Annotated in this window: 19 protein-coding genes; 12 read left to right on the top strand and 7 right to left on the bottom strand. The window is 68.5% G+C overall.

From position 1 onward, the window contains the following. Nucleotides 1-111: 111 nt before the first annotated feature. Complete coding sequence (locus EV137_RS12920; RefSeq protein WP_238175262.1) at nt 112-765, top strand: DUF1269 domain-containing protein; 654 nt, start codon at nt 112-114, stop codon at nt 763-765. A gap of 6 nt (nt 766-771) precedes the next feature. On the opposite strand, the gene EV137_RS12915 is transcribed toward EV137_RS12920, so the two are convergent. Next, complete coding sequence (locus EV137_RS12915; protein WP_166679733.1) at nt 772-1779, bottom strand: glucuronyl esterase domain-containing protein; 1008 nt, start codon at nt 1777-1779, stop codon at nt 772-774. Nucleotides 1780-1851: 72 nt separating this feature from the next. Here EV137_RS12915 and EV137_RS12910 point away from each other — a divergent pair, with 72 nt between their 5' ends. Together EV137_RS12910 and EV137_RS12905 are read left to right on the top strand one after the other, a co-directional pair. Further along, a complete protein-coding gene (locus EV137_RS12910; RefSeq protein WP_238175261.1) occupies nt 1852-2763 on the top strand; it encodes an aminoglycoside phosphotransferase family protein in 912 nt (303 codons plus the stop codon). Between the two features lie 107 nt (nt 2764-2870). Beyond that, nucleotides 2871-5597: an HNH endonuclease gene (locus tag EV137_RS12905; RefSeq protein WP_134128749.1), complete on the top strand. Its 2727-nt coding sequence runs from the start codon at nt 2871-2873 to the stop codon at nt 5595-5597. A gap of 982 nt (nt 5598-6579) precedes the next feature. On the opposite strand, the gene EV137_RS12900 is transcribed toward EV137_RS12905, so the two are convergent. The 3 genes from EV137_RS12900 to EV137_RS12890 all read right to left on the bottom strand — a co-directional run bounded on the left by EV137_RS12900 (nt 6580) and on the right by EV137_RS12890 (nt 8532). Then, a complete protein-coding gene (locus EV137_RS12900) occupies nt 6580-7155 on the bottom strand; it encodes a dihydrofolate reductase family protein (protein WP_134001398.1) in 576 nt (191 codons plus the stop codon). Between the two features lie 82 nt (nt 7156-7237). Beyond that, nucleotides 7238-7828 (bottom strand): dihydrofolate reductase family protein, encoded by a 591-nt coding sequence (locus tag EV137_RS12895; RefSeq protein WP_134128747.1) that lies wholly within the window; start codon nt 7826-7828, stop codon nt 7238-7240. 71 nt (nt 7829-7899) lie between these two features. Next, nucleotides 7900-8532 (bottom strand): TetR/AcrR family transcriptional regulator, encoded by a 633-nt coding sequence (locus tag EV137_RS12890; protein WP_134001394.1) that lies wholly within the window; start codon nt 8530-8532, stop codon nt 7900-7902. 80 nt (nt 8533-8612) lie between these two features. On the opposite strand from EV137_RS12890, the gene EV137_RS12885 reads away from it, so the two are divergent. From EV137_RS12885 to EV137_RS12875, 3 genes are read left to right on the top strand one after another with little or no spacing between them, the layout of a single operon-like run. After that, nucleotides 8613-10067 carry a flavin-containing monooxygenase gene (locus EV137_RS12885; RefSeq protein ID WP_134128745.1) on the top strand — a complete coding sequence of 485 codons (1455 nt, stop codon included), beginning with the start codon at nt 8613-8615 and terminating at the stop codon, nt 10065-10067. Between the two features lie 54 nt (nt 10068-10121). After that, a complete protein-coding gene (locus EV137_RS12880; RefSeq protein ID WP_134128743.1) occupies nt 10122-11417 on the top strand; it encodes a hypothetical protein in 1296 nt (431 codons plus the stop codon). Then, nucleotides 11414-11605, top strand: a complete 192-nt coding sequence (locus EV137_RS12875) for a hypothetical protein (RefSeq protein WP_238175340.1) — start codon at nt 11414-11416, stop codon at nt 11603-11605. The genes EV137_RS12880 and EV137_RS12875 overlap by 4 nt, the downstream gene beginning before the upstream one ends. A 74-nt stretch (nt 11606-11679) precedes the next feature. Here EV137_RS12875 and EV137_RS12870 read toward each other — a convergent pair whose 3' ends face one another. Further along, complete coding sequence (locus tag EV137_RS12870; RefSeq protein ID WP_134001386.1) at nt 11680-11901, bottom strand: hypothetical protein; 222 nt, start codon at nt 11899-11901, stop codon at nt 11680-11682. Between the two features lie 233 nt (nt 11902-12134). Between EV137_RS12870 and EV137_RS12865 the strand changes: the two genes are divergently transcribed. Then, nucleotides 12135-13019 (top strand): phosphotransferase, encoded by an 885-nt coding sequence (locus EV137_RS12865; protein WP_166679850.1) that lies wholly within the window; start codon nt 12135-12137, stop codon nt 13017-13019. 3 nt (nt 13020-13022) lie between these two features. Here the strand turns inward: EV137_RS12865 and EV137_RS12860 are convergent, their stop codons facing one another. Further along, complete coding sequence (locus tag EV137_RS12860) at nt 13023-13772, bottom strand: MerR family transcriptional regulator (RefSeq protein WP_238175260.1); 750 nt, start codon at nt 13770-13772, stop codon at nt 13023-13025. Between the two features lie 99 nt (nt 13773-13871). Between EV137_RS12860 and EV137_RS12855 the strand changes: the two genes are divergently transcribed. Together EV137_RS12855 and EV137_RS12850 are read left to right on the top strand one after the other, a co-directional pair. Beyond that, entirely contained in the window at nt 13872-15704 is a 1833-nt protein-coding gene (locus EV137_RS12855; protein WP_134128739.1) for a hypothetical protein, read from the top strand. Continuing rightward, complete coding sequence (locus EV137_RS12850; RefSeq protein WP_238175259.1) at nt 15701-16720, top strand: alpha/beta fold hydrolase; 1020 nt, start codon at nt 15701-15703, stop codon at nt 16718-16720. The genes EV137_RS12855 and EV137_RS12850 overlap by 4 nt, the downstream gene beginning before the upstream one ends. A gap of 1 nt (nt 16721) precedes the next feature. On the opposite strand, the gene EV137_RS12845 is transcribed toward EV137_RS12850, so the two are convergent. Beyond that, entirely contained in the window at nt 16722-17135 is a 414-nt protein-coding gene (locus EV137_RS12845; protein ID WP_166679849.1) for a CHRD domain-containing protein, read from the bottom strand. Nucleotides 17136-17308: 173 nt separating this feature from the next. Here EV137_RS12845 and EV137_RS12840 point away from each other — a divergent pair, with 173 nt between their 5' ends. Genes EV137_RS12840 through EV137_RS12830 form a run of 3 tightly spaced genes read left to right on the top strand, consistent with a single transcriptional unit; the run spans nt 17309 to nt 19489 of the window. Beyond that, entirely contained in the window at nt 17309-18016 is a 708-nt protein-coding gene (locus EV137_RS12840) for an SDR family NAD(P)-dependent oxidoreductase (protein ID WP_134001376.1), read from the top strand. An 11-nt stretch (nt 18017-18027) separates the two neighbouring features. After that, a complete protein-coding gene (locus EV137_RS12835) occupies nt 18028-18867 on the top strand; it encodes an NAD(P)-dependent oxidoreductase (protein ID WP_134128735.1) in 840 nt (279 codons plus the stop codon). Between the two features lie 22 nt (nt 18868-18889). Next, nucleotides 18890-19489, top strand: a complete 600-nt coding sequence (locus EV137_RS12830) for a TetR/AcrR family transcriptional regulator (protein ID WP_134001372.1) — start codon at nt 18890-18892, stop codon at nt 19487-19489. Nucleotides 19490-19521 lie beyond the last annotated feature (32 nt).

Raw genomic sequence — 19521 nt, 5'->3', positions numbered from 1 at the left:
GGATGGCTTGCGGTGGTGGACTCGTGATCTGGGGAGAAAGTCGGCAACTGACGGGTGAGAGGGAGCGTCCAGTGAAGTGTTGAGGCAGGGATTGCGATCGGGGTGGGTGACGTGGGTACTGGAGCGCGCGGTGCGGCGGGAATCGTGCACGGCAGGGTCGGTGTGCGGCGGACGCGGGGTGGACTGGCGGCGGGGGTTCGGGTGCGGATCGGCGTACCCCAGCAGGCACGCGCTACGCGGGAGTCGGCGGATGGGCGCGAGGAGAGCGGTGCGATGGCGACGTTGACGGTGTGGAAGTTCGAGACCTGGGACGGGGCCAACCAGGCGATCGGCACGTTGGAGAGTCTGGCGAAGCAGAAGCTGATCCGGATCCATGACGCGGCCTCGGTGTCGTGGCAGCCGGAGAAGCGGCGGCCGCGGACCCGGCAGGTGCGGAACATGACCGGTCCGGGAGCGGTCGGTGGGATGTTCTGGGGGATGCTGTTCGGAACGATCTTCCTGATGCCCTGGGCGGGAGCTGCGATCGGCGCGGCGGCCGGAGCGGTGGCGGGCTCCCTGATCGACGTCGGGATCGACGACGACTTCATCAAGGAGGTACGCGCCCAGGTCACGCCGGGGACGTCGGCGCTGTTCCTGCTGTCCAGCGACGAGGTGGCGGACAAGGTCCGCGAAACCTTCCGGAGGACCGGACTCCGGGCCAAGCTCATCCACACCGACCTGACCGACGACCAGGAAGCCGCCATCCACGAGCTGTTCGGGAACTGACGGGAGTCACCGTTTCGCGAAGGCCAGGGCGTGCAGCCAGTCCTCTTCGAGGAGATCGTGGGTGCCGGGGCGGACGTGGTAGCCGATGCCGTTCGGGCCGAAGGCCGGCCGGGCGGCGACCACGGCCAGGTACTCGCCGACCGGGTCGGCCCACGCGTCGTCCTCGGCGCTGGCGACGTACACGCGGCGCGAGGCGATGCTCGCGAGCAGCTGGTGCTGATCCACGGGCAGGCTGCTCTCGTTACCGGCGTACGTCGAGAACGACGGGACGAACCAGTGCGGGAACTTCGTGGTGATCGCGGCGATGTCCTCGCCACCCGGATGCCGGAACAACGACGCGCCGCAGCAACCGGACCCGTTGGCGACCGTGACCGCGAACCGCTCGTCCTGCGCCCCCGCCCACAGCGCGGCCTTGCCCAGCCGGGAATGCCCGAGCACGACCGGCTCCGCGGGATCCACGCCTTCGATTCCGTCCGCGATGTCGAGGAGGCGGGACAGTCCCCACGCCCAGGCCGCGACCGCTCCCCATGGCTCGGTTGTATCGCTTGTCTCGGTCGTCTCGGTCGACTCGGTCGTTTGGGTTGGGAACAGCGCGCGTACGCCGGGTGCGGGCGGTGCCGGGTCGTCGGGCTCGATCTGTTGGTAGTCGACCGCTAGTACGGCGTACCCGGCCTTCATCACCTTCGCGGAGGGCACCTCGTCGCTCTTGAAGTTGAGGGCGACGACGACCGGTACGGGGTGTTCGGCGCTCGCTCCGGCCGGGAGGTGGGTGACGGTGTCGAGTTCGAGGTCGCCCAGTGGGCAGGCGATCACCGCGTGGTGACGCAAGCGGTCGGCTGCCCCGTCGAGGACGCCGTTCTCCCGCGAACGCAATACCAGCTCGGTCAGTCGCCCACCTTCCGGCGTACGGCCGTAGATCGTACGGGCGAACTCGTCGACGACCTCAGGTCCGATGGCCGGCAGCGGGGGAACCTCGGCGCGCTGCCACGCCTCGGGGAGCGGGGGACTCGTCATGGAATCATTCTCGCGCACGCGCGCCGCTCGAAATCGGTTGACCGTGCGTCGTCCGGGTGTGAGGGTCGCGCCGTGACGGGTGTTCCGAAGCTGCATGACGACGAGGTGGAAATCGACTCCGCGGTGGTAGAGCGACTGCTGGCGGAGCAGTTCCCGCGCTGGGCAGGGCTGCCGGTGCGGGTGGTCGAGCGGTCGGGCACCGACAACGTGACCTTCCGCGTGGGCGACGATCTGTCGGTTCGCTTGCCGAGGACGTCGCGGAACCAGGGGCAGGTCGAGATGGATCTGACCTGGATGCCACGCCTGGCGCCGTACGTCTCGCTGCCGATTCCGGAACCACTCGAACTCGGTCAGCCGTCAGAGGTCTATCCCTTCACCTGGGGCGTATACCGTTGGTTGCCTGGGGCACCATTCGCACCGGAGCCTGTCGACAGAACGCAGGCCGCGCACGATCTGGCCGGTTTCGTCCGGACTCTGCGAGAAGTCGACACGACCGGCGCACCGGTCCCGGACGACGATCCGTTCAGCCGCGGTACGCCGCTGGCACCGCGGGACGAAATGTTCCGCGTGGCGCTGGACGAGCTGCGTGAGCACTTCGACACCGAGCGCGTGTTGGCAGCGTGGGAGGAGTCCCTGGCGGCCGACACCTGGGACGGTACGCCGAGGTGGATCCACGGCGATCTGATGTCGGGCAATTTGCTAGTTGCTGACAGCAAGCTTTCGGCAGTGATCGACTTCGCCACGGCGCGCGCCGCCGACCCTGCAGGCGACGTACTGCCCGCGTGGTGGATCTTCGAAGGCGAGTCCAGAAAGGCCTACCGCGAAGCGCTCGAGGTCGACAATGCCACCTGGCTCCGCGCCCGCGGCTGGGCGCTCTCCCTCGTGATCATCGCAATCCCTTACTACATGGGCCGTTTCCCTGACACCCTCCCCAACGGCCAGGCCTCGGTCGCCGACATCCTCACCGACTTCACTGCACACTAGCTGCCTTCCGCGCAAGGGCCGGTGGAGATCTGTGGATAACAGAATCCCTTGGAAACAAGGGGATCTGGCTTCGGAAATTGTCGGTGGCGGTGTCTAGGCTTTGCTACATGGACAAGCCGGCCGAGTTGATGAGCGACGCCGAACTGGCGTGTGCTCTCGATACGGACAAGCCGGCCGAGTTGCTGAGCGATGCGGAGTTGGCGCGTGCTCTCGACGAGGCCGATGCCGAGTTGGCGCGGCTTGAGACGCGCCGGTTGCGGCTGGTCGCGGCGATGGACTCCTCCGGGTATGCCGAACGGGTCGGTGCGCGTGACATGGTGCAGTACCTGGAGTTCCGCTACCGCCTCGACCACTCCCGCGCCTACCGCGACGTCCGCCTGGCCCGCGCACTCCCCAAGTACCCGGCCGTCACCGCCGCCCTCCCCGATGTGGCCGATGTGGCAGACGACCGGGACGGGGAGATTCCTGAGGTGGTGTTGCGGCCGGCACAAGCCGAAGCAATCGTCACCGCGCTGGAAAAGGTGCCGACGACGGTGCCGGTGGCCGATCTGGAGTTCGCCGAACAAGAACTCGTCCGCCTCGCCCGGCACCTGTGTCCGACCGACCTGCGCAAGGCCGCCGAACAATCCCGCGACATCCTCGACACCGACGGCCCCGAACCCGAAGAACACAAGGCGGCCGCCCGCGAATCCCTCACCCTGACGACCGCCGACCGCGGCGTGAAGTTCAAGGGCTACCTTGCCAACGAGAACGCCGAACTGTTCCGCACCCTGATCGTCACCGGCGCCCGCCCCCACAAAACCCTCGACGGCGAGCGAGACCCCCGCTCCCGCGAAAAACGCCAAGCCGACGCCCTCACCACCACATTGACCCTCGCCGCCACCGCCCTGGACGCCGGCACCCCCTCACCCACCATGCCCCGCCCCACCAACAAACCAGCCAGCTCCCCGCAGGCTGCCTCCCCGACGGCTGACTCCATCGCGACCGATTCCACCGAGGCTGGTTCCGGGTCCGCTGGCTCCACAGACACTGGTTCAACAGAGACAGGCTCCATGGCGCAAGCCTCGACGGCGGAGACGACGGTCGACGCGCCGAGTGGCGCGGACGTTCGCGCGGATGATGGCTCGGGTGCTGCTGCAGGAGACGGCCAACAGCCTGGTGTCGCTGCCGGTGTCGCTGCTGGTGTCGTAGCAGGTCCGAGCGGTGGTGCGAGTGCTGGTGCGGTGGCTGGTGTGGGTGGTGACGTGGTGCCCGGGTTCGGGGCGAAGGCGAACCTCACGGTCACGATCGACCTGGAAGACCTGAAGGCGGCCACCGCCGATGCGATCGGGCACACCGTCTACAGCAACGGGCTGTCCGCCGCCACCATCCGCCGCCTCGCCTGCGACGCCAACGTCATCCCGATCGTGCTCGGCTCCAACTCCGAACCCCTCGACGTCGGCCGCCGCGAACGCCTCGTCACCAAAGCCCTCCGCCGCGCCCTCAACACCCGCGACCGCGGCTGCGTCATCTGCAACGCGCCACCGGTCATGTGCGACGCACATCATCTGATCTCCTGGATCGACGGCGGCCACACCAAGCTCGACAACCTCGCCCTGGTCTGCCGCCGCGACCACACCGACCTGCACCACGGCCACTGGACCATCACCATCACCAACGGCCAAGTCCACGTCACCAGACCCACCTGGGCCGACCCACCACCCCGCCACCCACACAAACCACCGGCCCACGCATCCGGAGCACCCAAGCCACCGGGTGATCACCCCACGCCTGCGGGCCTCCCGGACGACCCCTTCCGGGCAAACGAGTCGCCGGGTGATCACCCCACGCCTGCGGGCCTCCCGGACGACCCCTTCCGGGTAAACGAGTCGCCGGGTGATCACCCCACGCCTGCGGGCCTCCCGGACGACCCCTTCCGGGTAAACGAGTCGCCGGGTGATCACGCCACGCCTGCGGGTCCATCGGACGATGCCTCCTGGACACACGAACCGCCGGATGACGCACCCTGGGCACCCGGGCGGCCGGGTGAGTACCCGACGTCTGGAGGTCCATCGGACGACGCCTCCTGGACACACGAACCACCGGATGACGCACCCTGGGCACCCGGCCCGCCAGGTGAGTACCCCACGCCCTCAGGGCCGTCGGACGACGCCTCCCGGGCACACGAACCAACGGGTGAACACCCCATGCCCTCGCGTCTACCAGAGGCCGCGTCCCGGGTATACAAGCCGTCGGGTGAGCGACCCACGTCCTCGGCCTTTCCGGAGGCCGCCTCCCGGGTCCTCGAACCGCCGGGGGAGCGCTCCACGCCCGACAATTCACCGCCTGGCGCGTCGCGGGTTAATCGCCTGTTGCCTGAAGACTCACCAGCCGAACATTCATGGGCTAACCATGCGCGTGCTGATCATCTAGCGCCCGAGGGCACGCGCGCTGATCGCTCACGGGGCGACCACTCACCGACCGGCAACCTACAGCCGAACGATTCGTCGGCGGATTCGTCGCCGGGCGGGGACTCGGTGGCCGATCGCCTGTTGCCCGAGACTTCGCGAGCCGATCACTCAGCGCCCGGCGAGTCGCGGGGCAGTCACCCGCGGGCCGGAGGGGCACGGGTCTGCGACTCATCAGCCAGTGGCTCACGCGACGCGACGTACCTGGCGATCTGGGGCGACGACCCTCCGGCCGAACGTAGGGAGGAGTCGGCGCGTCGCGCCTCGGACAGGACGCCGTTCGACCCATGGGGCGATACCGCCGAAGCCAGGCCGTTTGACCCATGGGGCGATACCGCCGAAGTCAGGCCGTTCGACCCATGGGGCGATACCGCCGAAGCCAGCTGAGCCACGGCAGCCGCCCCGATGCGCCTGACCGTGGTCAAAGAACGTTGCTGAAAGCAAACACCAGCCCACCCGGCGCTGAACGAACAGGATGCGTGGCTGGCTGCGGCTAGCGCTGGCTGTCAAGCGGTACATGCGGCGCAGACCCGGCTGCGCCGGACGCGTGCCTCTGTGACGCCCTGTGGGTCGTCACGAGCTGGCCAGATCCGCGGGCGGATGATGCGGCTGAATGCCGCCATCGATAACCGGTCACCCGATCTCGCCAAGCAGAACGGCAAGCACAGCGGCAAGTAGAGCGGCAAGCAGAGCGGCAAGTAGAGCGGCAAGTAGAGCGGCAAGCAGAACGCCGACACAGGGCAGCGGGGCCGCCGGAGCCGGTCGGGGTGCTGGTCGTCGTTGAGGTCGAGTTGACCGATCAGCGGTAGGACGGGTTCACCGTCGCGCTAGTTGCCGAGGTGCGGCTGCCAGCCAGCCCAGTATGTCCCGGGTGGTTGCCGGCGTCGCGGCCCAGGGTGGTGACTCCGGCCATCGGCTGTCACCGTCGCGGCCGGTCCGGTGGTCACATGTGCCGACCTTCGCGAGCCCGCCGTGTGCGGCAGTGGGTGTGGTGGGCGGCTGTGTCGGCGAACCCGCTGTCCGGTGTGGTCGGTCGTGTCGGCGGATCCGCTGTCTGGTGTGGGTGGTGGGTTGTAGTGCTCTTCGCGACGCTCTTCGTGTGTGGCGGTGGGTGCGGTGGTCGGTTGTGTCGGGGGACGCGCTGTCTGGTGTGGTGGGTTGTGGTGATGTTCGCGAGCTCGGCGCGTTTGGCGGTGGATGTGGTGGCGGTTGTGTCGGGGGACCGGCGGACCGGCGGTCTGGTGTGTGGTTCTGTTGGCGGATTCGCTGTCTGGCGTGGTGGTGGTTGTGGTGGCGTTCGGGGTTGGCGTCTGCTGGCGTTGGGGGTTTGCGCCTGTTGGTCAGAGGCGGGTGGGGTGGGGTGGTGGGATTAGGGGTGGAGGGTGGGGCGGTAGGTGAGTTCTTGGGTGTTGTCGTCGAGGGTGTGGGATTCGATCAGTTGCAGGTCGAGGTCGGGTGTGTTGTCGAAGATGCGGCCCAGGCCGCTCTGGCCGGTGATCACGGGGAAGATCGTGACCTGGACGCGGTCGACTAGGCCGGCGGCCAGGAGGGCGCGGTTCAGGGTCAGGCTGCCGTGGGAGCGCAGCGGTACGTCCGACTCTTTCTTGAGACGGGCGATGGCTTCGATGGGGTCGCCGTTCAGGACAGTGGCGTCCGGCCAGTCGAGTGGTCCTTCGAGGGTGTTCGACACCACCGTTGTCGGCAGGTTCCGCATTCGGGTCACCCATGGGTCCCGGACCTCGGACCCTTCGGAGCTCGAGGCCAGCATCGCCGCCATCCCCCGAAAGGTGTTGGCTCCGAGGACCAGCCGCTGCTCCTCACCGAACTGGTTGAAGCGGTGCTCGAGAAACTCCGGACCTTGCTTCCCGAAGTAGCCACCGAACGTCCTGCTGTTCGAGTAGCCGTCCAGGCTCGAGAAGATGTCGAAGGTGTAGCTGGCGGTCATGTTGTTCTCCCTGTTTGGTGGGCGCCTTCGGCGGCGCCTCACCACTACTACGACCTCCTCGACCCCGATCCGACACCCGGGGTCAGGGAAGTTTGTAGATGAGGTGGGTGACGCCGGTTCCGTTGATGATTTGGGGGTCGGCGAAGGTGTGTGACTTGGTGAGGCCTTCGAGCATGGCGGTGCCGGAGCCCAGGGTAGTGGGGACGAGGTCGAGGCGGAGTTCGTCGAGGAGCCCGGCGTCGAGCGCCTGGACGACCGTTGTGCCGGGCCCGACGCCGACGTCGAGTGAGCCAGCGGCGGACTGCGCCTGGGCGATGGCTGCGGTGACGCCGTCGGTGACGAAGGTGTACGGCGTATCGGTGTCGACCCAGTCGGTGGGTGGTTCGTGGGTGACGACGAAGACGGGTTTGCCGAGTGGGTGTGAGCCGTTCCAGCCATTGGTGGCATCGAAGAGGCGGCGGCCGACGACGAGCGCGCCGGTGCCTTCGAGCAGGTCGCGGAGGTAGGCGGCGGTGGCTGCGTTCGTGCGGTACGTCAGCCGGTCGGGCTGGCTGGTCGGGGTTTCGACGTCTCCAGCGGTGCACCAGGCGAACAGACGGTCGAAGCCGGTTCCGTTCGGGCCGGCGATGAAACCGTCCAACGAGACCGACGCCTGCGCGTACACCTTGGGCATCTGAGGATCCTTTCGTCGAGTTGCCGGGTACGTCGGAGCCACGGCCGGATCCTCGACGCGGTCGCCAGTGATCAAGTGGTCTTGAGGGTGTGGAGGCCCTGCCAGAGGAGGTCTTGGAGGGTACGCGCGACCTTTTCGGGGGTGGGCGGCGTGGCGGCGCGGGTGCGCCAGATGGCGAGGCGTTCGGTGGCGCCGGAGATGCTCTGGGCAACGATCTGGACCTCGTCGTCGTCGACGGGGCGACCGGCGGGGAGGTTCATCCGGACCATCGTGGCGATCAGTTCGATGAAGGCCGCGCGGACCTCGTCGGTGGCTTCCGCGGCGGGGCCGGCGCTCAGCATGCCCTCGTCGACCAGGACGGACCACGCCTGCGGATGCTCATCGAGGAAACGGAACCAGGCCAGGAACCCGGCGTACAGGGCGTCCTCGGCGTCCGGCGCCGCCAGCACCGCGTCGGCGACGGTGTCCAGGAGTTGGCCGCGGAGCCGGGCGAGACAGGCGAGGAACAGGCCGTCCTTCGAGCCGTAGTACTGGTAGATCAGCGGTTTCGACACCCCGACCTGCGCGGCGACGTCGTCCATCGACGTGCCCTGGTACCCGCGCTCGCCGAAGATCCGCTCGGCCGCCTCGAGGATCTCCCGTTCCCGCGCGGCCCGGTCGCGACGGCGCTTCGGCGGGCCCGGGGGAACAGTGGTCGAGGTCACTTGCGCAGTCTAACTGACTCCGAGTAACTTACTACGAGTAAGTTCCGCACGAGTAACTACCGACGGGCTGGAGAAACCGCATGAGCGAGCGGCATCGGATCGTGGTGATCGGCACCGGGTTCGCGGGCATCGGGATGGCGGTCCGGCTGAAGCAGGCCGGGTACGACGACTTCGTCGTACTGGAGCGCGCCGAGGACGTCGGCGGCACCTGGCGGGACAACACGTACCCGGGCTGCCGGTGTGACGTGCCGTCGCACCTGTACTCGTTCTCGTTCGCCCCGAACCCTGACTGGTCGTCGACGTTCTCGCCGCAGCCCGAGATCGAGGACTACCTGCGGAACGTCACCGAGTCGTACGGCGTGCGCCCGCACATCCGCTTCGGCAACACGGTCGAATCCGCGCGCTGGGTGGACGGCGCCTGGCAGATCACCACGAACCAGCAGACGTTCACCGCGGACATCCTGCTGTCCGGGATGGGTCCGCTGGCGGAACCGTCGTACCCGAAGCTGCCCGGGATCGAGGACTTCGAGGGCGAGGTGTTCCACTCGGCGCGCTGGAATCACGACCTGAACCTCAGCGGTCGCAAGGTCGCCGTGATCGGGACCGGCGCGTCGGCGATCCAGTTCGTGCCGGCGATCCAGCCCGAGGTCGAGGAACTGCATCTGTTCCAGCGGACGCCGCCGTGGGTGATGCCGCGACCCGACCGCAAGATCACCGCTGCGGAGAAGGCGATCTACCGGCGGTTCCCGCTGGTGCAGAAGGCTGTCCGGGCCGGGATCTACTGGGGTCGCGAGTCGATGGTGCTCGGGTTCACCAAGCTGCCCGCGATCATGAAGCAGGCGCAGAAGATCGCCGAGACGCACCTCGCGCACCAGGTCCGCGACCCGCTGCTGCGGGCCAAGCTGACGCCGGACTTCACCCTCGGCTGCAAGCGCGTGCTGATCTCCGACGACTACTACCCGGCGCTGGCGCGGCCGAACGTCGAGGTGGTCACCGACGGGATCGCCGAGGTGACGCCGACCGGCATCGTCACGACCGAGGGCGTGAAGCACGAGGTCGACACGATCATCTACGGCACCGGTTTCAAGGTCACGGACCTGCCGGTGATGGACATGGTGCACGGTCGCGACGGTGTCTCGCTGCGCGAGGCGTGGGCCGACGGCATGGAGGCTCATCTCGGTACGGCGATCGCCGGCTTCCCGAACTTCTTCATGCTGATCGGCCCGAACACCGGTCTCGGGCACAGCTCGATGGTGTTCATGATCGAGTCCCAGATCGCGTACATCCTCGACGCGCTCAAGACCATGGATGCCCAGGGGTTGCGAGAGGTCGAGGTACGGCGGGATGTGCAGCGCGCGTTCGTCGCCGGGGTCCGATCGTCGATGCGGAACACGATCTGGACCCGCGGCGGCTGCACCAGTTGGTACCTGGACTCGGAGGGACGCAACACGACCCTGTGGCCGTCGTTCACGTTCCGGTTCCGGCAGCTCACCCGGCGCTTCGATCCCGCCGAATATCAGACCCTCGCTATGTGACATCAGTCGTGTTACATTCAATCGGTCGAATAGTCCGGTGGATCGGAGTACGCGGTGCTGCCACTGCATGGGATCGGCGGTCGAGGGGACCTGCCGGTGCCGTTGTGGCTGGCGATCTACTCCGCCGGCGCCGCCGTCGCGGTGTCGTTCTTCGCGCTCGCCGCGTTCTGGTCGCGCCCGCGGTTCGAGCGGGCCGTGGGCCGGCCGCTCCAGGTCCTGACCCGGATCGTCGACCACCCGGCGACGCGCGTCGTACTGAAGCTGGCCGGGCTAGCGGCGCTGGCACTCCTGCTCGGGGCCGCATGGTTAGGCAACCCCGAGCCGTCCCTGAACCCGGCGCCGACCTGGCTGTATGTCTGGATCTGGGTCGGCATCATCCCGCTCTCGCTGCTCTGCGGACCGATCTGGCGGCTGGCGAACCCGTTGCGGACGATCGCGGGCCTGGTACGGCGTACGTCGTACCGGCCCCTCCCGCACGGGATCGCGTACTGGCCTGCAGTGGCCGGTCTGGCCGGCTTCCTCTGGCTCGAACTGGTGTACCCGGAAGGCTCCGACCCGCGGGTGGTCGCGATCTTCACCACGACGTACGCCGTCCTGAATGTTGCCGCAGGCATCGTTTACGGCCCGTCCTGGTTCGCAATCGGGGACAGCTTCGAGGTGTATGCCGAGACGCTCGGCCGACTGAGCCCTCTCGGCCGCGGCGCGAGTGGCCGGCTCGAACTGCGGAATCCGCTCGCCGGACTCGCGACGATGCCGCAGCAGCCGGGAATCGTCGGGCTGCTGTGTCTGCTGCTCGGGTCGACGGCCTTCGACGGAATCTCCCGCTGGTCGGTGTGGACGCGGCTGACAGGTGCGCTGGGCCACATCCCTGTGTACACGTCGGGGTTGATCGCCGCGGTCGCGATCGTGACGGCCCTCTTCCTGCTGGCCGCACGGGCAACCGGCGCGGCGCAGATCCGACCTGCCGCAATTGGTCCCGCCGGGTTGCCGGGTGCGTTCGCGCACTCGCTGGTGCCGATCGCGATCGGGTACGCCGTCGCGCACTACTTCTCGTTCGCGATGTTCCAGGGTCAGGAGGGCTGGCTGCTCGCATCCGACCCGTTCGGGCGCGGTTGGGACCTGCTCGGGACGAGCGGTACCCGGATCGACTACGCGTTCCTCGGGACCGGGCTGATCGCGGGGGTCCAGATCGGTGCGATCGTGCTCGGGCACGTACTCGGGGTCGTGTCCGCGCATGATCGCGCTGCCGAGCTGTTCCGGCGCCGGCAGTTGCGCAGGGCGCAGTACCCGATGCTGGCCGCGATGGTCGCCTTCACGGCCGGCGGAATCGCTCTGGTGACGGCGTCATGATCGGCGAAATGATCACGCTGCACCTGGGCGGGATTCCCGAGACCGCGATGGTCCTCGGCCCGATCCTGCTGATCCTCGCCTTCGTCCGCATCGCCCGCCGCAACGACGCGAACCTCCCCGACGACGAGGACGACTGGAACTCCGATCTAGGTGATCTTCCCGACCGGCGCGACCTCACCAAGAAATAGGACCTCACCCGGGGAATAAGTAAGTGAGGCCCGGCAAACCCCCTGCGGTTCGCCGGGCCTCAATCCCCGTTGGTTCAGGCGGCCAGAGCCGGTTCGTAGTACCCGCTGACGCGGGACGGGGCGGTCGTGCGGGACAGTTCGGCGAGCCTGGCGCAGCCGGCGGCGAGGGCGGACTCGAGGGTCGGCCACGCGTCGACGCACCAGTAGGGGTCGTCGGGCTGCCGGTCGTTGTCGTCGTCGATGTCGGCACACCAGCCGCCGGAGCGGACGCGGTGGACATGCAGTCGGAGTTTCATTGCAGTCAGCTTTCAGAACGGCAGGGGACGTCCGGACGGGGTCCGGAGATCGAGGGTCTGAGTCTGCCGACGGGTCGTGGTGGTGCGGGGCCGCCGGCGGATCTGGATCTGGCGCATCCTCTTCCTCCTGCCTGGTGTGTCCTGGTAGCTATACGCTCGCGCATGAGGACCGGTTCAGGCATGCGGAGGATTACCTATCTGCCCCCGGACCTTCCCTCAGGGAGGATGCAGGGGTGGACAGTCTGCTGAAGCGCTGGGGACTTCAGGCGTACGACGTACGCCCGCTCACCGAAGGCACGAACAACACCGGGTACTACGTCGGCGACGAGTTCGTGCTGCGCATCCACCGCAATGCGATCGCTCCAACGTACGAGCATGCGGTACTGCGGGCCTTGAGCGGACTGTCCTTCGCCGTACCGGCGCCCGTGCCCGCTGACGGAGAAACCGCACTACGTGGCGAACTCAACGGCCAGACGGTCCTGGCGAGTCTGAGTCGCCGCATCCCCGGCGAGCACCCGGTGCGCGGCGATACCGCGAGCGCGGAGGCGTGCGGACGTGCACTGGCCGAGTTGGACCATGCACTCGCTCGGCTTGACCCGGCCGAGCTGCCGCCGCCGTTCGTGTGGGACGGCGACCTGACCACCGTCCACCCGCGGGTGCCGAGCATCGATCGGGTCATCGACGGCGTGTCCGCGGAGGACCGGGACGACGTCGCCCGGATCCTCACCGGCATCGGCCCGCGGTCCGACCTGCCGCGGCAGATCATCCACGGCGATTTCGCGATGACGAACGTGCTGATGGCCGGCGGCCGGGTCACCGCGATCCTGGACTTCGAGTCCGCGGGCCTCGGCTTCCGGGCGATGGATCTCGCGGTCGGCCGGTTCTTCTTCGGTGAGGTCGGCCACCCGAGTGCGGCGTTCCAGCGCGGGTTCCTCGACGCGTTCCCGCTGACGGATGCGGAGCTGTCCGCGCTCCGCGAGCTCGAACTGATGCGCGAGGCAACAAGTTTCGTGCACTGGTACGGGCGGTACGTCGACGGACAGATCACCGCCGAGAACCTCGCCGACCGAGTCGAACGTCTGCGCAGAGTGGATGACTGGGCGAGTGAGCGCCGGTAGCGTCTAGCCGGTCGAGGGCAGCGTCTTCGGGTCGAGTCCGAGCTCTTCGTAGGCGACGATCTCGATCTCGCGGGACATCGCCTCCCGGAACGCCGCGACCAGCGCCTGTCCGGCCAGCGGGATGATGCCCTCGAGCGTGCGCTGGATCTCGGGCCATCCCTCCGTAGGCATGCCGGCGTTGGTGAAGTCGCGCCAGACGGTCGAGCGGAACAGTTCGACGTACGTCTTGGCGACCGCGTCGGCCTGCGCGAAGAGCTTCGGCAGCATCTCGAAGATCGCCTGCATCGGTACGCCGAGCTTGATCACCTCGAGGCCTGTCCGCAGCAGGTCCGAGTTCGCGATCCGGAGCCGCCCGTCGTCCAGCCGCTCGGCGATCCCGAGCTCGACCAGCCGCTCGATCACCGCGGGATCGTGCGGTACGCCGGCCCGCTCGGCCAGTTGGAACTCGTCGAGCACCTCCGGCTCGGCCGGGGTCCACGGATTCACCAGGGTTTCGAAGACACCGAGCGCCATCGCGCCGTCGGGCAGTTCGCCCAGCATCCGCTCGACCGCGGCCAGCGTGTACCCCTTGGCGAGCAGTTCGCGGACGAGCGTCAGCCGGGCGACGTGGTCCTGGCCGTAGTACCCGGTCCGGCCGACCAGCCGCGGCGGCGGGATCAGGCCGCGCCCGGCGTACGCGCGTACGTTCCGCACCGTCATGCCCACCTTCGCGGCGAGCTGGTCGACGGTGAGCTCCTCGTCCTGTGCATCCACCCTTGACAGTCTTCCAGACTTCACGTTACATAGCTGATGTAACATCACCCATGGCGCATACTCTGTGTTGGAAACGACGCAGTGTCCCGAAGGAGTCCCATGGTCATCCCGCTGGCGACCACCGGTACGGCGACGTTCGACCAGATCGCCATCGTCACCGGCGTGGTCGGGCTGCTGTACGTCGCACTCGCCGGGCTGTTGTGGCGCGAACGCACCGGCCGCGTCACGCTGGTAGGCAGGTTCGCGGACACCATCGGGAGACTGGACGGAGTCCCCCGATGGGCCGCGCTCACGCCGTACCTGCACGCGGTCTCGCTGCTTGCCTGCGCGTTCGGGGTCTGGTGGGACATCGCGGTGCACATCGACAAGGGCCGCGACACCGGACCGTTCGGGACGCCGGCGCACTACCCGATCTTCTTCGGGATCCTCGGTGTGATCGTCTCCGGCGTACTGCCGATCGCACTCGCGCGGAAGCCACTGCCGGCCAGGACCATCAAGCTCACCAAGGGCTGGCGGATCCCGTGCAGCGCCGCGCTGATCACGGTCTGCGGCACGTTCGCGCTGGTCGGGTTCCCGCTCGACGACGTCTGGCACCACCTGTTCGGTGAGGACGTCACGCTCTGGGGGCCGACGCACCTGCTGATGATCGGAGGCGTGGTCTTCTCGATCTTCGCGCGGCTGCTGGCGATCGCCGAGGTCGAGCAACTGATGGGTATCAACAAGCGCCGGCTGTTCCAGGAGCTCGTGTCGGTCGGCGCACTGCTGATCGCGTGGGACCTGTTCAGCACCGAGTTCAACTACGGCGTACCGCAGTTCCCGCTGATCCTCCAGCCGCTGCTGATCGTGTTCGGCTCGGCGATGGCGTTCACGATCCTGCGGGCGCGCCGCGGTCCCGGGACGACGTTCGCCGCCTTGGCCGTGTACCTGGTGATCCGCGGCGGCATCGCGTGGGCGGTCGCCGAGCCGCTCGGTGAGATCGTCGGGCATTTCCCGTTGCTGATCGTCGAGGCACTGCTGGTCGAGGTCGTGGCGTTTGCCCTCGGCAACAAGAACCGCTTCCGGCTGGGGCTCGTCTCCGGGGTCCTGATCGGGACCGTCGGCGTGGTCGCGGAGTACGCCTGGAGCCAGGTCTGGATGCCGATCGCGTGGCCGTCGTCGATGCTGCCGTCCGCGATCGGGTACGGCGTGATCGTCGGAGCCGGCGCCGGCCTGGTCGGGGCCTGGCTCGCGACCCGATACGCCGAGGTGGCCGGCGAGGAGCGCGCGATCGGGATCAAGCACATCCGCCCGGTCGCGGTCCGGCGTACTCATCAACTGGGTGCGGTCGGACTGGTCGCGGTGGTGGCGACGGTGTTCTTCTGCGTGCCGCGGACAGCGGATGCGGGTGTGTCCGGGGTCGTGTCGTTGGAGCGGGTGGCCACGGGGGCCGAGCCGACGGCGTACGTCACCATCACGCTCACGCCTGCTGACGCGGCGGCCCATGTCGACGGGGCGCGCTGGTTCGAGGCGCTTGCCTGGCAGGGCGGCGGGCTGGTGTACCACCCGATGCAGAAGGTTGCCGACGGCACGTACCGGTCGGCGGACCCGCTGCCGATGTACGGGAAGTGGAAGTCGATGATCCGGCTGCACCAGGGGCCGCGGGACATGGTGGCGGCCTGGGTGTACGCGCCGGAGGACCTGGCGATCGCGAAGCCCGCGATCCAGGTGTCGAACGGGCAGACGGTCGAGTTCGTGAACGAACAGCAGACGCTGCGCCGCGAGGAACGGACCGACGTGCCACGATGGATGTGGAACGCCGGCTACGCGCTGCTCGCGGTCGTCGGGCTGCTCGAGGTGATCGGGATCGCCTGGCTGGTCGGGCGCGGCGCCCGCGGCGGACGGATGCGGGCGGCTCATCTCGCCGCCGGCGAACGGGAACGGGAGACTGCGTGACGATCCAGTTGGAGCGGTCCGGGGTGACGACCGCGGACGGAGTACGGCTGAACGTCGAGATGACCGGGCCGGCCGACGCGCCGGTGACGGTGCTGCTCGTGCACGGGTGGACCTGCTCGACGCGCTCCTGGCACAACCAGGTGGAGGGCCTGCCGCAGATCCTCGGGCCGGATGCCGTGCGGGTCGTCACGTACGACCATCGCGGACACGGTCGTTCGGACGCTGCGCCTGCCGGTACGACGCGGCTCGATCAGCTGGCCGACGACCTGGTCACGGTCCTCGACGAGGTCGTCGGCGACGGCCCGGTCGTGTACGCCGGGCACTCGATGGGTGGCATGACCCTGATGGCGGCCGCCGACCGGCACCCGGAACTCTTCGGCTCCCGCATCCGCGCGGCGGCCCTCGTCAGCACCACCTCGGGCCGCCTGACCGAAGGCGCCCTCGGCCTCCCCGCGAGGTTCGACCCCGCAGCCACCCGGATCGCACCACGCGTGCTGAACGCGGTCGGTAAAAGAATCGATCGCCGCGACGCGCGCCGAGCGCAAGCCCGTGCCGCCGAGGCGGAGGCGCGTGTGGCCGCGGCGGAAGCGCGTGCGGCGGAGCTGGCCGATCGAGGGCGCGTCGCCGGCGCGGCGCACGGTGCCGCGGTTCTCGCCGCCGCCCTGCAACGGCCGGCTCTACGACGGGTGGTGTTCGGGAAGAACCCGGATCCGGCCGAGGTCGAGCTGTTCATGGCGGACCTGGCTGTGGTGCCCGGGGCGTCGTACGGCGGATTCTTCGAGACGATGCTGGAGCACGATCGCGGACACGCGCTGAAAGTGCTCGACCAACTGCCGGTCGAGATCATGCACGGCACCCGCGACCGCCTCCTCCCGCCGCGGCACGCAAACCGCATCGCCGCAGAGCTCCCGAGCGCACGCCTGTGGATCTACCCGGGCGCCGGTCACATGCTCATGCAGGAGCGGCCCAGGGACGTGACCCATCGGCTCGCGTCCCTGGCCCGCAAGGTGAGCTGAGCTACTTCAGCTGGCCGCGGATGGCGCCTGCCGGGAACGTCGCGGTGTGGATGTTGACGTAGTACGCCTTCGGGTCGGCGGTGATGCCGGCGGCGAGGTCGGCACTGATCGGGGTGCAACCCGATCCGGGGTTCGCGGCCACGGACAGCGGGATGACGACCGGTCCGGCGACGTTGCGCGGGGCGAGGTGGACGTGTGCGGCCGTGGCGGGCTCGATGTCGTGCCAGCTCAGGGTCCAGCAGAACGTGGTGCCCTCGATGGTGTAGGTGAAGAACCCGTGGCCGTCCGGGTCGGCGGCCGCGGCCTCCTGCCCGCCGTTCAGCGGGATGGCCGGTGCGGCGCTCGCGGCCGGCATCCCGAAGGCAGCTGCCGCGAGAACGGCGGCCGTGGCCGCGATGGTCGTGCGTACGGACATGATTCCTCCTGGTCCATGGGGTGCTCGGTCGTCCCCCTGGTCGGGACACGTCCGGAAACCGTGAGTGGTTCGATCGAGAGCGCCGGCGCACATGTAACTAACTGTTGACTTACTTCCGTGCGCGGTGCATGCTGTATATATCCAGTTAGTTACTTCATCGAACGGAGTAGATCATGTCCACCATCCTGATCACCGGCGCGAACAAGGGCATCGGCTTCGAGACGGCCCGCCGGTTGATCGCCGCCGGACACACCGTGTACGTCGGCGCCCGCGACGCCGAGCGCGGCCGCACCGCCGCCGAAGCCCTCGGGGCCCGGTTCGTCCAGATCGACGTGACCGACGACGCGTCCGTCGAGGCCGCGGCCAAGTCCGTCGAGGCCGACGGAGGTCTCGACGTGCTGGTCAACAACGCCGGCATCGAGCCGCGCGCGGACGACGGCGGTTTCCTCGCCGTCGGCGACGTAACAGCCGACAGCATGCGCACCGTGTTCGAGACCAACGTGTTCGGTCAGGTCCGGACGCTGCACGCCTTTCTGCCGCTGCTGCAGCGCTCCGCGGCTCCCGTTGTCGTCAACGTCAGCAGTGGCCTCTCCCTGGTGCGCGACCTCGTGGACCAGCAGTCGCCGTCGCACTTCTACCCGGGTGTCGAGTACCCGGCCTCGAAGGCCGCTGTCAACATGGTCACGGTGCAGTACGCGAAGGCGTTCCCAGGCGTCCGGATCAACGCCGCCGACCCAGGCTTCACGGCCACCGACCTGAACCACCACGCCGGGACTCAGACCGTCGAGCAAGGCGCCGAGGTCATCGTCAGGCTGGCGCAGGTCGCTCCGGACGGACCGAGCGGCGAGTTCTTCGACGCTGCCGGCAAGCTGGCGTGGTAGGGGGATCTGCAATGTCTGACAACAAGCCCACGGTCGGCTTCATCGGATTCGGCGACCAGGGCGCCCCGATCGCGCAGGCGATCGCCGACGGCGGCTATCCGCTGCACGTCTGGGCGCGGCGCCCCGAGTCGCTGATGGCCTTGGAAGGCCACGCTTTCACAACCCACTCGAGCGTTTCCGAGCTGGCGGCGGTCAGCGACATCGTCGGGCTGTGCCTCCGCGAGGACTCCGACAACCTCCAGGTCGCGGTCGAGGGTCGCCTGCTGGAGAACATGCGTCGCGGCGCTGTCCTGGTCAATCACGGCACCGGTCTGCCGCAAGCAGCGCGCGAGCTCGCCCGGCTCGCCGAACCGTACGGCGTCGAGGTGCTGGATGCCCCGGTCAGTGGCGGCCGCGCCGTCGCCTTGGCGCGGCAGCTCACCACGATCGTCGGCGGCCGGACGCAGGTCGTCGAGCGCCTGACTCCGGTCTTCCGGACCTTCTCCAAGGAGGTCATCCACGTCGGCCCGGCCCGCTCGGGGCAGTACGGCAAGCTGTTCAACAACGCCCTGATGATGATGAACCACCAAAACGTCATCGAGGTGCTCGATCTGGCGCGGTCCCTCGAGTTGCCGACCCGGCCGCTGCTCGACGTACTGCGCTCCGGATCGGCGACCAGCTTCGCCCTGCAAGCCATCGGTCCCTCGATCACCTCGGAGAACGTGCACCACCTGCAACCGCTCGAACTCCTTGACATGCAGCTGTTCAGCGGTGCCGTCGACGCCCTCGGTAACCAGGCGCGCACCGTCGTCGAACGCGCGATCGACGGCGCCCGGCGGCTGGACGAGTTGACCGCCGTCGTCGGTGCCTGACCTGGATGAGAGGGTGAGCTACATGTCCGACCGCAGCACCCGGCGCCCACGCGATGCAGCGGCCACGAAGGCGTTGCTGTTGCGCGCCGCGACGGAGGAGTTCGCGGAGTACGGGCTCGCGGGTGCCCGGATCGACCGGATCGCCGACCGCGCGGGTGTCAACAAGCGCCTGATCTACGTGTACTTCGGCGACAAGGACGCCTTGTTCGACGCGGTCGTGGACGACCAGGCGCAGGCGGTCGTCAAGGCCGTACCGCTCGAGGACGGCGACCTCACGCAGTTCGCCGCGAGCCGGTTCGACTACGTGCTGGCCAATCCGGAAGCCAGGCGGATCGCCATTTGGCGCGCGTTCGAACGCGCCGAACCGACCGACGCGGAGCTGGCCAGTTATCGCGAACGTCTCGACGTGGTCGCCGCGGCGCAGCGCGACGGCAGGCTGCGCGCCGACATCCCGGCCGCGGACCTGTTCGCGATCGTGCTGCGGATGACCGAGAGCTGGTTGAGTGCGCCGGCGGGGCTGCGTGCCGCGGTCGAGGACGAAGCCTCGTCCGCCCGGCGCCTGAGCGAGCACCGCTCAGCGTTGCTGGCCGCCGTTCGCAGCGTCGTCGAGCCGCCCGGGTGAGAACGGCGTCACTGCCGGCCGCCGCTGTCTCG

Source organism: Kribbella pratensis, from assembly GCF_004366075.1.
Taxonomy (GTDB): Bacteria; Actinomycetota; Actinomycetes; order Propionibacteriales; family Kribbellaceae; genus Kribbella; species Kribbella pratensis.
Note: the sequence above shows the minus strand (reverse complement) of the source record. Positions and strands in the feature narration are given on the sequence as shown.

Coding starts and splice junctions, on each gene's coding strand:
- EV137_RS12915 (WP_166679733.1), bottom strand. CDS start 1,779: ATGACGAGTCCCCCGCTCCCCGAGGCGTGGCAGCGCGCCGAGGTTCCC.
- EV137_RS12905 (WP_134128749.1), top strand. CDS start 2,871: ATGGACAAGCCGGCCGAGTTGATGAGCGACGCCGAACTGGCGTGTGCT.
- EV137_RS12900 (WP_134001398.1), bottom strand. CDS start 7,155: ATGACCGCCAGCTACACCTTCGACATCTTCTCGAGCCTGGACGGCTAC.
- EV137_RS12895 (WP_134128747.1), bottom strand. CDS start 7,828: ATGCCCAAGGTGTACGCGCAGGCGTCGGTCTCGTTGGACGGTTTCATC.
- EV137_RS12885 (WP_134128745.1), top strand. CDS start 8,613: ATGAGCGAGCGGCATCGGATCGTGGTGATCGGCACCGGGTTCGCGGGC.
- EV137_RS12875 (WP_238175340.1), top strand. CDS start 11,414: ATGATCGGCGAAATGATCACGCTGCACCTGGGCGGGATTCCCGAGACC.
- EV137_RS12870 (WP_134001386.1), bottom strand. CDS start 11,901: ATGAAACTCCGACTGCATGTCCACCGCGTCCGCTCCGGCGGCTGGTGT.
- EV137_RS12855 (WP_134128739.1), top strand. CDS start 13,872: ATGGTCATCCCGCTGGCGACCACCGGTACGGCGACGTTCGACCAGATC.
- EV137_RS12845 (WP_166679849.1), bottom strand. CDS start 17,135: ATGTCCGTACGCACGACCATCGCGGCCACGGCCGCCGTTCTCGCGGCA.
- EV137_RS12840 (WP_134001376.1), top strand. CDS start 17,309: ATGTCCACCATCCTGATCACCGGCGCGAACAAGGGCATCGGCTTCGAG.
- EV137_RS12835 (WP_134128735.1), top strand. CDS start 18,028: ATGTCTGACAACAAGCCCACGGTCGGCTTCATCGGATTCGGCGACCAG.
- EV137_RS12830 (WP_134001372.1), top strand. CDS start 18,890: ATGTCCGACCGCAGCACCCGGCGCCCACGCGATGCAGCGGCCACGAAG.